This is a genomic window from Streptomyces amritsarensis (genome assembly GCF_001953875.1).
GTDB lineage: Bacteria > Actinomycetota > Actinomycetes > Streptomycetales > Streptomycetaceae > Streptomyces > Streptomyces amritsarensis.
The window spans coordinates 20,167-33,452 of the sequence record NZ_MQUR01000025.1; the positions used below are offsets into that span (position 1 = coordinate 20,167).

Annotated in this window: 11 protein-coding genes; 6 read left to right on the forward strand and 5 right to left on the reverse strand. The window is 71.4% G+C overall.

Annotation, left to right across the window (positions count from 1 at the left end; all coding sequences use genetic code 11):
- The first annotated feature begins 17 nt into the window (after positions 1-17).
- From AVW11_RS13560 to AVW11_RS13575, 4 genes are all read left to right on the forward strand, one after another.
- Entirely contained in the window at positions 18-1,067 is a 1,050-nt protein-coding gene (locus tag AVW11_RS13560; RefSeq protein WP_076044093.1) for an agmatine deiminase family protein, read from the forward strand.
- Positions 1,068-1,106: 39 nt separating this feature from the next.
- Positions 1,107-1,727, forward strand: a complete 621-nt coding sequence (locus AVW11_RS13565; RefSeq protein WP_076044094.1) for a TetR/AcrR family transcriptional regulator — start codon at positions 1,107-1,109, stop codon at positions 1,725-1,727.
- 343 nt (positions 1,728-2,070) lie between these two features.
- Entirely contained in the window at positions 2,071-3,699 is a 1,629-nt protein-coding gene (gene cimA, locus AVW11_RS13570; RefSeq protein ID WP_030846967.1) for a citramalate synthase, read from the forward strand.
- Between the two features lie 83 nt (positions 3,700-3,782).
- Positions 3,783-5,138, forward strand: a complete 1,356-nt coding sequence (locus AVW11_RS13575) for a hypothetical protein (protein ID WP_030846970.1) — start codon at positions 3,783-3,785, stop codon at positions 5,136-5,138.
- Positions 5,139-5,170: 32 nt separating this feature from the next.
- Here the strand turns inward: AVW11_RS13575 and AVW11_RS13580 are convergent, their stop codons facing one another.
- Positions 5,171-5,779: a YceI family protein gene (locus AVW11_RS13580; RefSeq protein WP_076044095.1), complete on the reverse strand. Its 609-nt coding sequence runs from the start codon at positions 5,777-5,779 to the stop codon at positions 5,171-5,173.
- A 276-nt stretch (positions 5,780-6,055) separates the two neighbouring features.
- On the opposite strand from AVW11_RS13580, the gene AVW11_RS13585 reads away from it, so the two are divergent.
- Positions 6,056-7,639: an acyl-CoA carboxylase subunit beta gene (locus AVW11_RS13585; RefSeq protein ID WP_030846976.1), complete on the forward strand. Its 1,584-nt coding sequence runs from the start codon at positions 6,056-6,058 to the stop codon at positions 7,637-7,639.
- Between the two features lie 23 nt (positions 7,640-7,662).
- Entirely contained in the window at positions 7,663-7,863 is a 201-nt protein-coding gene (locus AVW11_RS13590; RefSeq protein WP_030846979.1) for an acyl-CoA carboxylase subunit epsilon, read from the forward strand.
- A gap of 188 nt (positions 7,864-8,051) precedes the next feature.
- On the opposite strand, the gene AVW11_RS13595 is transcribed toward AVW11_RS13590, so the two are convergent.
- From AVW11_RS13595 to AVW11_RS13610, 4 genes are all read right to left on the reverse strand, one after another.
- On the reverse strand, positions 8,052-8,633 hold the full coding sequence (locus AVW11_RS13595) for a GTP-binding protein (protein WP_076044096.1): 582 nt from the start codon (positions 8,631-8,633) through the stop codon (positions 8,052-8,054).
- Positions 8,614-9,006 carry a DUF742 domain-containing protein gene (locus AVW11_RS13600; protein ID WP_030037344.1) on the reverse strand — a complete coding sequence of 131 codons (393 nt, stop codon included), beginning with the start codon at positions 9,004-9,006 and terminating at the stop codon, positions 8,614-8,616. The genes AVW11_RS13595 and AVW11_RS13600 overlap by 20 nt, the downstream gene beginning before the upstream one ends.
- Before the next feature lie 152 nt (positions 9,007-9,158).
- Entirely contained in the window at positions 9,159-9,572 is a 414-nt protein-coding gene (locus AVW11_RS13605) for a roadblock/LC7 domain-containing protein (RefSeq protein ID WP_030846990.1), read from the reverse strand.
- Between the two features lie 9 nt (positions 9,573-9,581).
- Entirely contained in the window at positions 9,582-13,211 is a 3,630-nt protein-coding gene (locus AVW11_RS13610) for a sensor histidine kinase (protein WP_060176864.1), read from the reverse strand.
- Between the last annotated feature and the right edge of the window lie 75 nt (positions 13,212-13,286).

Genomic DNA, 13,286 nt, shown 5'->3' on the forward strand with positions numbered 1-13,286 from the left:
TTAAGGACCTGCCTGCCATGACCGCCAAGCCCGTGCACAACGGATTCCGGATGCCCGCCGAGTGGACGCCCCACGAGCGCACCTGGATGGCCTGGCCCAGCCCGAACCCGACCTTCACCAACGACCACGAGCTCGCCGAGGCCCGCGAGGCCTGGGGCGCCGTCGCCCGCGCGGTCCGCGCCCACGAGCCCGTGACCCTCGTCGTCTCCCCGGGCGACGCCGAGAACGCCCGCGCGATCGCCGGCGCCGGCGACGGCCACGCACTCCACGTGGTCGAACGCGAGCTCGACGACGCCTGGATGCGCGACATCGGCCCGACCTTCGTCACCAACGACGCCGGCGAGCTGGCCGCCGTCGACTGGACCTTCAACGGCTGGGGCGCCCAGGAATGGGCCCGCTGGGACCACGACTCGAAGATCGCCCGCCAGATCTCGGACCTGCTCGGCACCCGCACGTTCAGCACTGCGCTGGTCAACGAGGGCGGCGCCATCCACGTCGACGGCGAGGGCACCGTGCTGCTCACCGACACCGTCCAGCTCGGCAAGGGCCGCAACCCCGACTGGACCCGCGAACAGGTCGAGACCGAGATCCACGCCCACCTCGGCACCAGCAAGGCGATCTGGCTGCCGTACGGCCTGGCCGGCGACTACGGCACCTACGGCACCCAGGGCCACGTCGACATCGTCGCGGCCTTCGCCCGCCCCGGCGTGGTCATGGTGCACACCCAGCCCGACCCCTCGCACCCGGACCACGAGCGCTGCAAGACCATCGCGGCGATCCTGCGCGCGTCGAGCGACGCCCGGGGCCGACAGCTGGAGGTCGTGGAGATCCCCGCGCCGACCGTGCTGGAGGAGGACGGCGAGTGGGTGGACTACTCCTACATCAACCACTACCTGTGCAACGACGGCGTCGTGCTCTGCTCCTTCGACGACCCGCGCGACGAGGAGGCCGCCGAGATCTTCCGCGGCCTGTTCCCCGAACGGACCGTGACCCTCGTTGACGCACGTACGATTTTCGCCGGGGGTGGCGGCATCCACTGCATCACCCAGCAGCAGCCGAAGGTCTGATCCGCGGACGAACGGCGGCCGAGCGACGAGGAGTGGTCCATGGCGGCGGGCGGAGTACCGGTACGGGCGGCGCGCAAGAACGCGCCCCCGCGCGAGGACGTACTCGTAGCCGCCATGGCCACGATCGCCGAGCGCGGGCTCGAAGGCCTCACCATGGCCGGTCTGGGCCGCGAGGTCGGCATGAGCAGCGGCCACCTCCTCTACTACTTCCGGAGCAAGGACGAGCTCCTGCTCCAGACGCTGGAGTGGAGCGAGGCCGAACTGGGCAGCGCGCGGCGGGCCCTGCTCGCCCGCCGCGGCCCGGTGGCCGAGCGCCTGCAGGCGTACGTGGACCTCTACGTGCCCACGCAGGCCCGCGACCCGCACTGGACGCTGTGGCTGGAGGTGTGGAACCGCTCGCAGAACGCCGGCCCGCAGGAGCGCGACCGCCAGGCGGCCATCGAGGGCGCCTGGCACCGCGACCTGGTGGCGCTGCTCGCCGAGGGCATCTCGCGCGGGGAGTTCCGCCCGGTGGACGCCGAGCGCGTGGCGACCCGCATCCGCGCCCTGCTCGACGGCTTCAGCATCCAGCTGGCGGTGGGGCTCCCCACGCTCGACCGGACGGCCATCCTGGCCCACGTGAGCGAGTTCCTCACCGACACCCTGGCCCTTCGCCCGTAGCCCCGCGGCGGCGCGGCGTCCGCCGCGGAGAGCGCTGCCCGCATGGTGAGATGCCTGTCCATCCGCTGCGAGCGGTGTGGCACACTGCGAGCGTGCCTGCTCAGCTCATGATTATCGCCAGCAGCGCGCCGGTCCCCAGTGGCCGCTGAACCGTGGAAGAACTTCGCGGACGCGGCCACCGTGCCTCGGACCCGCGTGCAGACCTCTCGCTACCCGCGAGAGGTTTTTTCGTTTCCCGGCCCATCCCTGCCGGGAGCGGACTGCGCGCGATGATGGGGCAGTGACGGCGGCCTTCCCATGGGCGGGTTTCACGGACCACTCATCCGACAGGAGTCAGATCAGCATGACGACGACACCAGAGGCGGCAACTGCGCTGTCCGGAGGCCTGGACGACAGCTTCCACGTCTTCGACACCACCCTGCGCGACGGCGCCCAGCGCGAGGGCATCAACCTCACGGTCGCCGACAAGCTGACGATCGCCCGCCATCTGGACGACTTCGGAGTGGGCTTCATCGAGGGCGGCTGGCCCGGCGCCAACCCCCGCGACACCGAGTTCTTCGCCCGCGCCCGCGCGGAGATCGACTTCAAGAACGCCCAGCTGGTCGCCTTCGGCGCCACCCGCCGGGCCGGCGGCTCGGCCGACCAGGACCCGCAGGTACGGGCCCTGCTGGAGTCCGGCGCCCCGGTGATCACGCTCGTCGCCAAGTCCCACGACCGCCACGTCGAGCTCGCCCTGCGCACCACCCTCGACGAGAACCTGGAGATGGTCCGGGACACCGTCTCCCACCTGGTGGCCCAGGGCCGCCGGGTCTTCGTCGACTGCGAGCACTTCTTCGACGGCTACCGGGCCAACGCCGAGTACGCGAAGGCCGTCGTGCGCACCGCGCACGAGGCCGGCGCCGACGTCGTCATCCTCTGCGACACCAACGGGGGCATGCTGCCCGCCCAGGTGGCGGCGACCGTCGCCACCGTCCTCGCCGACACCGGCGCCCGCCTCGGCATCCACGCCCAGGACGACACCGGCTGCGCCGTCGCCAACACCCTCGCCGCCGTCGACGCCGGCGCCACCCACGTCCAGTGCACCGCGAACGGCTACGGCGAGCGCGTCGGCAACGCCAACCTCTTCCCCGTCGTCGCCGCACTGGAGATCAAGTACGGGCGCAAGGTGCTCCCCGACGGCGCGCTCGCCGAGATGACCCGGATCTCGCACGCCATCGCCGAGGTCGTCAACCTGACGCCCTCCACCCACCAGCCCTACGTCGGCGTCTCCGCCTTCGCCCACAAGGCGGGCCTGCACGCCTCGGCGATCAAGGTCGACCCCGACCTCTATCAGCACATCGACCCCGAGCGGGTCGGCAACACCATGCGGATGCTGGTCTCCGACATGGCCGGCCGGGCCTCCATCGAACTCAAGGGCAAGGAGCTCGGCGTCGAGCTCGGCGGGGACCGCGCGCTGATCTCCCGGGTCGTGGAGCGGGTCAAGGAACGCGAGCTCCAGGGCTACACCTACGAGGCGGCCGACGCCTCCTTCGAACTGCTGCTGCGGGCCGAGGCCGAGGGGCGGGCCCGCAAGTACTTCCGCATCGAGTCCTGGCGGGCGATCGTCGAGGACCGCCCGGACGGCACCCACGCCAACGAGGCCACGGTCAAGCTGTGGGCCAAGGGCGAGCGGATCGTCGCGACGGCCGAGGGCAACGGCCCGGTCAACGCGCTGGACCGGGCCCTGCGGGTGGCGCTGGAGCGGTTCTACCCGCAGCTCGCCAAGTTCGAGCTGGTCGACTACAAGGTCCGCATCCTGGAGGGCACCCACGGCACGGAGTCCACCACGCGCGTGCTCGTCGCCACGACGGACGGGGTCCGCGAGTGGTCGACGGTCGGCGTCGCGCCGAACGTGATCGCCGCCTCGTGGCAGGCCCTGGAGGACGCCTTCACCTACGGCCTCCTCCACGCGGGCGTCGAGCCGGCGGAGTAGCTCGCGGGAGTCCGGCCTCCGGGCCCGGGATCCCTTATGTCCTGCTCACACGGGAAAGTACCGGTTCGGGTAGCGTCATGGATATGAGGACCAGGCTGATATCCATACGTTTGGGATCGTTGCTTTCCGGTCTGCTGCTGGCCCTCGGTGCGACCGCCCTGGCGGCCGCACCGCAGGCATCGGCCGCCACCGGGGTCGCCGCCGTGGCCGAGGCCCTCAAGGAGGGTCCCGTCTACGTCGATCCGCGGGCCGCGGCGCAGCTGCCCGAGGCCGAGGCCGAAGCACTCGCGAAGAAGATCGAGGCCGCCGGGAAGCCGGTCTTCGTCGCCGTGCTCCCGGCCACCGCCGAATTCCCGCAGGACAAGGTGCTGGCCGCGGTCCGTGCGCAGACCGGCATCACCGGGCTCTACGCGATCCGGCTCGGCGAAGGCTTCAACGCCGGCGCGGACCGTGCGGTCATGCCGGCCAACGCCGTGCGCAACCTCACCGAAGCGGTCAAGACGGGCGCCCCCGTCGACGCGAGCACCCAGCTCAACAACTTCGTCGACCAGGCCCTGACCCAGGCCAGGGGCAGCGCCCCCGACTCCTGGGGCACCACCGGCGCCGAAGACGGCGTCCCGGTCGGCGGTCTGGTCACCCTCGGCGCGGTGGCCGCGATCGGCGGCGGCGGCGCCTACGCGCTGGTCCGCCGGAACCGGAAGAAGAAGGAAGAGGCCCGGCGCGAGGCCGTCGAGCGGCTGAGCGTGGTCGTGGACGAGGACATCACGGCCTTCGGCGAGGAGTTGGAGCGCCTGGACTTCCACCCCGGCGAACCCGGCGCCGACGACGCCATGCGCGCGGACTACGAGCGGGGGCTCGACTCGTACGAGAAGGCCAAGCAGATCATGGCCTCCGTGCAGCGCCCGGAAGAGGTCACCGGGGTGACCCAGGCCCTGGAGGACGGCCGGTACGCCCTGGCCTGCCTGGACGCGCGCCGGAGGGGCGAGCCGGTGCCCGAGCGGCGGCTGCCCTGCTTCTTCGACCCGCGCCACGGGCCGAGCACCGAGGACGCGGCGTGGGCCCCGGCCGCGGGGGCCGCGCGTACCGTGCCCGTGTGCACGGCGGACGCGGTGCGGCTGCGCGACGGACTGGACCCGGCCGTGCGCACGGTCGACACCGAGCGCGGACCGCGGCCGTACTACGACGCCGGCCCGGCGTACGGACCCTGGGCCGGCGGCTACTTCGGCGGCGGCCTCCTGCCCGGCCTGCTCATGGGCACGATGCTCGGTTCGATCATGTCGACGCCGGCCTACGCCGCGGACTACGGCGGCGGCCTGGGCGACGGCTTCGGCGGCGGGGACTACTCGGGGGCCGACTTCAACCCGTCCGACTTCGGGGGCGGGGACTTCGGCGGGGGAGGCGGGTTCGACGGCGGCGGATTCGACGGGGGCGGATTCTAGAGCGCACCGCCCCCGGGCCGCCGTGCGCCGGGTCAGGCCTGCTTGATGGCGGAGATGTCGAAGGTCAGCTTCACCTTGTCGCTGACCACGACACCGCCGGTCTCCAGGGCCGCGTTCCAGGTCAGACCCCAGTCCGAGCGCAGGATGTCGGCGCTGCCCTCGAACCCGACGCGCTGGTTGCCGTACGGGTCGGTGGCGGAGCCGTTGAACTCCAGGTCGATGGAGAGCGGCCGGATGACGTCCTTGATGGTGAGGTCGCCGGTGATCCGGTAGGTGTCCCCGCCGAGGAACGCGGCCTCGGTGGAGCGGAAGGTCATCAGCGGGAAGGTCTCGGCGTCGAAGAAGTCGGCGCTGCGCAGGTGCCCGTCGCGGTCGGCGATACCGGTGTCCACGGAGGCGATCTTCACGTCGATGGAGGCCGTGGAGCGGGCCGGGTCGGAACCGTCCAGGTGCAGGGTGCCCTCGTGGTCGGCGAAGGAGCCGCGGACATTGGTCACCATCGCGTGGCGGACGGTGAAGCCGATGCTGCTGTGGGCCGGGTCGATGACGTAGTCGCCGGTGAGGGCGGCGAGCGCCGGGTCCACCTCCAGGGTGGCGACGGCGGCGGTGTTCTCCTGGGTGCGGCGGTTGAAGAGACCCATGACTTACTCCTCGGATCGTGGTTCCGTGTGGGGGGCGCCGAGACTGTTGAAGGTTCAACGACTTCGACACGAGAGACACTAGAACCATTCCGTTCAAATTTCAACCACTGCTCGGGGTGTCGGCGAAATCTGTGAAGGTCCTACAACCGCGGATGGCGCCATCTGGCGGAGTCCTTACTTCCACCGGTGGTTCTGTGCGGGCCGGACAGCGGAAGACTCCCGAGACTGTGCGGAATGAACGGAGGTTTTTCATCACGATCTTCGTAAGGTCGGTACATGACCGTTGTGGACCAGATCCCGAGCGAGCCGACGGACGCCCGTGGGCGCGTGGCCGAGCTGCACTCCCTGCGCGAGCAGGCGCGGCGTGGACCGAGTGACCGTGCGACCGAGGCCCAGCACGCGAAGGGCAAGCTGACGGCGCGCGAGCGCATCGCACTGCTCCTCGACGAGGGTTCCTTCAGGGAGGTCGAGCAGCTGCGCCGCCACCGCGCGACCGGCTTCGGCCTGGAGAGCAAGAAGCCGTACACCGACGGTGTCATCACCGGCTGGGGCACGGTCGAGGGCCGCACGGTCTTCGTCTACGCGCACGACTTCCGGATCTTCGGCGGCGCCCTGGGCGAGGCCCACGCCACCAAGATCCACAAGATCATGGACATGGCCATCGCGGCCGGGGCCCCGCTGGTCTCCCTCAACGACGGCGCCGGCGCCCGTATCCAGGAGGGCGTCTCCGCCCTCGCCGGCTACGGCGGCATCTTCCAGCGCAACACCAAGGCCTCGGGTGTCATCCCGCAGATCTCGGTGATGCTCGGCCCGTGCGCCGGCGGAGCCGCGTACTCCCCGGCCCTCACGGACTTCGTCTTCATGGTCCGTGACACCTCGCAGATGTTCATCACCGGCCCCGACGTGGTCCGCGCGGTGACCGGCGAGGAGATCACCCAGAACGGCCTCGGCGGCGCCGACGTGCACGCCGAGACCTCGGGCGTCGCGCACTTCGCGTACGACGACGAGGAGACCTGCATCTCCGAGGTGCGCTACCTCATCTCGATGCTCCCCTCGAACAACCGCGAGAACCCGCCCGTCCACGAGACGAGCGACCCGGCCGACCGCCGCAGCGAGGTCCTCCTGGACCTGGTGCCCGCGGACGGCAACCGCCCGTACGACATGCACAAGGTCATCGAGGAGCTCGTCGACGACGGCGACGTCCTGGAGATCCACGAGCGCTGGGCCCGCAACATCATCTGCGCCCTGGCGCGGATGGACGGCCAGGTCGTCGGCATCGTCGCCAACCAGCCCGCCCACCTCGCCGGCGTCCTCGACATCGAGGCCTCCGAGAAGTCCGCGCGCTTCGTCCAGATGTGCGACGCCTTCAACATCCCGATCATCACGCTGCTGGACGTCCCCGGCTTCCTGCCGGGCGTCGACCAGGAGCACGGCGGCATCATCCGCCACGGCGCCAAGCTGCTGTACGCGTACTGCAACGCCACCGTCCCGCGGATCTCGCTGATCCTGCGCAAGGCCTACGGCGGCGCGTACATCGTCATGGACTCCCAGTCCATCGGCGCCGACATCACCTACGCCTGGCCCACCAACGAGATCGCCGTGATGGGCGCCGAGGGCGCGGCCAACGTCATCTTCCGCAAGCAGATCGCGGACGCCGAGGACCCCGAGGCCATGCGCACGCGCATGGTCAAGGAGTACAAGTCCGAGCTGATGCACCCGTACTACGCGGCCGAGCGCGGCCTCGTCGACGACGTCATCGACCCCGCCGAGACCCGCGAGGTGCTCGTCAGCGCCCTCGCGATGCTCCGCAACAAGCACGCCGATCTGCCGTCCCGCAAGCACGGCAACCCGCCGCAGTAACAGCGAAGGAGATCTGCCACCCCATGACCAACGCCTCTGACACCCTGCTCCGCGTCGAGAAGGGCAACGCCGCGCCCGAGGAGCTGGCCGCGATCACCGCGATCCTGCTCGCCCGCGCCGCCGCCACGCCCGAGGAGACCACGGTCCGCCTGCCGCGCCAGGCCGGCTGGCGCCGTCTCGAGCGCACCCCGGGCTTCCGCGCCCCGCACAGCTGGCAGGGCTGAGCACCGGGCCCTCCCGGAACCAGGCCGAAGGCCCCGCACCCCCTCCAGGGTGCGGGGCCTTCCGCGTACACGGGCGCGCGCACGGCCACCGGCGCCGCCGACCGCGCCCCGCGCGTGCCGCGTAGGGCCCGCACACGGCGAAGGCCCCCGCGTCGTGGACACAGGGGCCTGTCGGGTGCGGCCGGTTCCTACCGCAGGCGCGCCATGAGGGCGTGCTCGACGAGCGTGATCAGCGCGCTCTTGGCGTCCGCGCGGTGGCGGGCGTCCGTGGTGATGATGGGGGCGTCCGGGCCGATCTGCAGGGCCTCGCGGACTTCCTCCGGCGTGTAGGGCTGGTGCCCGTCGAAGCCGTTGAGGGCGATGACGAAGGGCAGGCCGCTGTTCTCGAAGTAGTCGACCGCGGGGAAGCAGTCGGCGAGACGGCGCGTGTCGACGAGCACGACGGCGCCGATGGCGCCGCGGACGAGGTCGTCCCACATGAACCAGAAGCGGTCCTGGCCCGGCGTACCGAAGAGGTACAGGATCAGGTCCTGGTCGAGCGTGATGCGTCCGAAGTCCATGGCGACCGTCGTGGTCGTCTTGTCACCGGTGTGGGTGAGGTCGTCGATACCGGCGGAGGCGCTGGTCATGACGGCTTCGGTGCGCAGCGGGTTGATCTCGGACACGGCTCCGACGAACGTGGTCTTGCCCACGCCGAAGCCGCCCGCCACCACGATCTTCGCGGAGGTGGTGGAGCGGGGAGCCGCTCCGCTAGATGTTCCGAAGGCCACTGAGCACCCTTTCGAGCAGCGTTACATCCGGCGTGCCGCCGGCCTCTCCATTGCCCGGCTGGTGGATGGCCACCATGCCGGCCTCGGCCAGGTCGGCCACGAGGATGCGTGCCACACCGAGCGGCATGGACAGCAGCGCGGAGACCTCGGCGACCGACTTGACCTCGCGGCACAGGGTGCAGATGCGCTGGTGCTCCGGGAGCAGGCCGGACAGGTGCATCGGATCGGCGGTGGTGCTGACCAGTGCCTCGATGGCGAGCTGGTAGCGGGGCCGGGTCCGGCCGCCGGTCATCGCATAGGGACGCACCAACGGCTGATCGCCTTCCGAGTACGAATCTCCGTACGCATCGGGGTAGGCGGGGGGCGGGGTCATGGATCCTCCGGGCTGGACAGCAGTGGTCAGCGTGCCGTCTGACGGGGCGGCCGGTGGGGGGAACGGTATGACGGCCTGGCGGTGGTACTGGATTCCGGGGCGTGGGCCCCGGTCTCCCGACCGGTAGTACCGTCCGGCCGGGAGAGGGGAAGTCAGCCGAGCAGGCTTCCCTGCAGTTCGGCGCGCAGGTCCGGGGTGAGGACACTGCCCGCGCGATCCACCAGAAGAGCCATCTCGTAGCCCACGAGGCCGATGTCGCACTCCGGGTGCGCCAGGACGGCCAGCGAGGATCCGTCGGAGACGGACATGAGGAACAGGAAACCCCGGTCCATCTCGACCACGGTCTGATTGACGGCGCCACCTTCGAAGATGCGGGAGGCACCGGCGGTCAGCGAGGTCAGTCCGGAGGCCACGGCCGCCAGCTGATCGGCGCGGTCGCGGGGGAATCCGTCGGACATCGCCAGAAGGAGGCCGTCGGCGGAGACCACCACCGTGTGGGACACCCCGGGGGTGTTGTCCACGAAGTTGGTGATCAACCAGTTCAGGTTCTGTGCCGCCTGGCTCATCGAACTCAACTATCGCTCCTGCTGGTAAGTGGGGTCGATGTGGTAACTGCCGGTCGTCTGGCTGTTGTTGCCAGCCTGACGGCCCTGCTGGATACCGCGTCGGAGGTTGGTCAGACGGCCGCGGACGTCGTCCGGCGCCCGCGAGACCTGCGGACCCGCCTGTGCGTCGGACTGCTGCTGCGCCGTGCCGGCCACGAGGTTCGCCCGCGGGACCCGGCGGGGCAGCCCCGACGTCGTGATGCCGCCGGCGGCGGGCTGGCGCACGCGCTCGGCCTGCCGCATCAGCTCGTCGTTCGGCGAGGACTTCCAGCTGACGGTCGGCATGCTGCCGGTCGTCGCCTGGGCGGGCTCGGCCGCGTGCTCCTGGCCGCGCTGCGGCAGCTGGTGCTGCTGCGGGGCCGACGGAGCGGACTGCTGCGGCTGCTGGGGTACGGCCGGGACCTGCGCGGGGGGCTGCTGCCCCTCCTCGCGGAACCAGTTCGACTCCAGCGTGTCGAAGATCGGGCTGCGGGCGTCACCGGAGCTCTGGGCCGGCGGCAGCGCCTCGGGCCGGTGCGCCTGCGGCAGCCGCGGAGCCTCGGGCCGGGCGGACGGTACGGGTGCGTACTCGCCGCCCTGCTGCGGGGCCTGCTGCTGCATGTGCTGGGGCTGCTGCGGGGCCTGCGGCTGGCGGGCGAACCCGCCGACACCGGGGCCGCCGGGCCGCTGGGGCTGGTAGCCCGGGCGCTCGAACTGACCGGTGCTGGACGGGTCGACGGGGCCCCGTACGTCCGGACGCTCGAACTGGCCGGTGGTGCTGCCCGTGCCGTCGCCCTGGGGCATCGGCGCGTTGAAGTCCGGGCGCGCGAACTCGGCCGTCGAGCCGGGGCCCGAGAGCTCGTCGTGGCCGCGGGCCTGGTCGGAGCCCCAGCTGGTGCTCTGCGAGCCGGCCAGCTCCGGACGGGCGGCGGCGCCGCCGCGCGGCGGCAGCTGCGGCCGCTGGCCGCCCTGCGCGGGACCGGCCGGCTGCTGCTGGGCCTGCTGGGGCTGCTGAGCCTGCGGCTGCGGCTGCGGACGCTCGAAGCCGTTGCCCTGCTGGAAGCCGGAGGCACCGGCGGGCGCCGGACGGGCCCCGGGGCCACCGCCGAAGCCGACGCTGGGGACCGGACCGCGTGTCGGCAGGGGGCTGCCGGCGCCGAAGGCACCCTGGCCCTGTCCCGCGGTGGTCTGGCCCTGCTGCGGACGGGCTCCGGGAGCACCGGGACCGCCCTGCTGCGGGGACCGGCCGCCCTGCGGACGCTGCTGGCCGGCACCGCCGTCGCGACCCGGCAGGGCGGCGCGCTGGCCACCGCCGACCTGGCCGCGCTGGGCGCCCGCGCCCACGGAGGGACGTCCGCCCGGACCGGGCACGGAGGCCTGGGCACCGGGGCCGCCCTGGGCGCCGCCCGGACCGCCCTGACCCGGCGTCGGGCCCGGCTTCTTGCCGCCCTGGGCGACGTCCACCGGGAGCATGACGAGGGCCGTCGTACCACCCGAGTCGGAGGGGCGCAGCTGGATGCGGATGCCGTGTCGCAGGGACAGGCGGCCGACCACGAACAGGCCCATGCGGCGGGAGACGGAGACGTCCACGGTGGGCGGCGACGCGAGTCGCTCGTTGATCGCGGCGAGGTCCTCCGGGGAGAGGCCGATACCGGTGTCGTGGATCTCGACGAGCACGCGGCCGTCGGGCAGCGCGTGACCGGTGACCTTGACCTTGGTCTGCGGGGAGGAGAACGAGGTGGCGTTCTCCAGCAGCTCCGCGAGCACGTGCACGAGGTCGTTGACGACGCGGCCGGCGACGTCGGTACCGGGCACCGAGGCCAGCTCGACGCGCTCGTACTGCTCCACCTCGGACGCGGCGGCGCGGAGCACGTCGACGAGCGGGACGGGGCGGGTCCACCGGCGGCCCGGCTCCTCGCCCGCGAGGACGAGGAGGTTCTCGCCGTTACGGCGCATGCGGGTCGCGAGGTGGTCGAGCTTGAAGAGCGAGGACAGCTGGTCCGGGTCGGCCTCGCGCGACTCCAGTTCGGAGATGAGCGAGAGCTGACGCTGGATGAGGCCCTGCGAGCGGCGCGAGAGGTTGGTGAACATCGCGTTGACGTTGCCTCGCAGGAGGGCCTGCTCGGCGGCGAGGCGGACGGCCTCGCGGTGCACGTCGTCGAACGCCGCGGCCACCTGGCCGATCTCGTCCCGGGTGTGCACGCCGACCGACTCCACGGACGTGTCCACGTCTTGCGGGTCGGACTCGGAGAGCTGCTTGACCAGCTCGGGCAGGCGGTCCTGGGCGACGCGCGTCGCGGTGTCCTGCAGGCGGCGCAGCGAGCGGATCATCGAGCGGGCCATGACGAAGGCGCCGACGAGGGAGACACCGAGGACGAGGAGGATCAGCGCACCGTTGATGATGGCGTCCTGCTGGGCCTCGTTCTTCAGCTCGCGGGCCTTCTGCTCCATCTCCTCGAGCAGGGTCAGCTCGATGACCTTCATCGCCTGGAGCTTGGTGCCGTCCGCGTCGTACCAGTCCAGCCAGGACCGGTTCTTCTCACGCAGGAAGGCGTCCTGGCTGGCCAGCACGCGGCGTGCGTAGTGGTCGGCGCTGGAGATCTCGGAGTTGCTGTCGCCCAGACCCGCGAGGAGTTCCTCGGTGCGGCCCTGGTAGACGAGCTCGAAGGTCGTCTTCGCCTGCTGCTCGCCCTTCTGGGCGGAGAGGGCGTAGAGGCGGTCGTTCTCCTGCAGCCTGCCCTGCTTGTCCGAGGTCTCGGGCAGCGAGGCGGCGATGATCGCGCGCTGGATGGAGGCGTACTCCTTGGCGGCGGAGAACGCGGCCAGGGCACGGGTACGCTTGATCATCTCCGGGTTGGAGGTGGCCTGCGCCATGTCCTGGGAGAGCGAGAGCAGCGAGACGATCATCGCGTTGTACTCGCTGACGGTCTGCTGGGCGCCGTTGACGTACGCCTTGCTGCGGATCGTCTCGATGTTCGTGAGCTGACGGCCGATCTGCAGCACGTTGTTGCGGATCGACTTGAGGGTGTCGTCCTTCTCGCCCGTGCTGTCGACCTTGTCGGTCGCGGCGGCGAAGGCCTTGGCGGCGGTGTCGGTCTGCGCGCGGGCGCCGTCGACACTGCTGTTGCTCTTGCCCTGCGACAGCGTGAGCGGACCTGCGGAGAGGTCGCGCTCCTCCTGGAGCATGGCGGCCAGGTTGGTGGCCTGTCGCGTCATCGTCGTCAGCAGCTGCATGTGCTCCAGCTGCGCGATGTCGTTGAGCGAGTCGTTGATGCGGAAGCCACCGAGCGTGGTGGCGGCGACGACCGGCAGGGTCAGCAGCGACACGAGTCGCGTGCTGATGCGCCAGTTCTGCATGGCGAGGCGAGAGCCGGGCCCACTGGGGGCCTTCGGTATCGCCGCGTCCTGCTCGGTCGACCCGGCCTTGCCCTTGTCCTTGGACCTGGCCTTCACGGACTTCACGCGGCCCTTGGCCTTCACCGCTGCGGAGGCGTCGGGGCCTGCGCCCTCGACAGCCGGCCCGCGGTTCTGGGCGTGCTGGGGCGAGGAGCCACGGTCGGTCCCGCCGCGCGGCTCCTGCTCCGCCGCAGCGCTGCCATCCCTCTTGAATCGTCCCTGCACTAGCGTCGCAACCTCTGGACCAGGCGTCCCGCCGGGCGACCGGCGGAACGGTGTCGAGTCGTGGGGCGCTTTCGG

What these genes read in the sequence shown, in the direction of transcription:
- AVW11_RS13585 (WP_030846976.1), top strand. Translation starts at nt 6,056, where the DNA reads ATGACCGTTGTGGACCAGATCCCGAGCGAGCCGACGGACGCCCGTGGG.
- AVW11_RS13600 (WP_030037344.1), bottom strand. Translation starts at nt 9,006, where the DNA reads ATGACCCCGCCCCCCGCCTACCCCGATGCGTACGGAGATTCGTACTCG.
- AVW11_RS13560 (WP_076044093.1), top strand. Translation starts at nt 18, where the DNA reads ATGACCGCCAAGCCCGTGCACAACGGATTCCGGATGCCCGCCGAGTGG.
- AVW11_RS13580 (WP_076044095.1), bottom strand. Translation starts at nt 5,779, where the DNA reads ATGGGTCTCTTCAACCGCCGCACCCAGGAGAACACCGCCGCCGTCGCC.
- AVW11_RS13605 (WP_030846990.1), bottom strand. Translation starts at nt 9,572, where the DNA reads ATGAGCCAGGCGGCACAGAACCTGAACTGGTTGATCACCAACTTCGTG.
- AVW11_RS13575 (WP_030846970.1), top strand. Translation starts at nt 3,783, where the DNA reads ATGAGGACCAGGCTGATATCCATACGTTTGGGATCGTTGCTTTCCGGT.
- AVW11_RS13590 (WP_030846979.1), top strand. Translation starts at nt 7,663, where the DNA reads ATGACCAACGCCTCTGACACCCTGCTCCGCGTCGAGAAGGGCAACGCC.
- AVW11_RS13565 (WP_076044094.1), top strand. Translation starts at nt 1,107, where the DNA reads ATGGCGGCGGGCGGAGTACCGGTACGGGCGGCGCGCAAGAACGCGCCC.
- cimA (WP_030846967.1), top strand. Translation starts at nt 2,071, where the DNA reads ATGACGACGACACCAGAGGCGGCAACTGCGCTGTCCGGAGGCCTGGAC.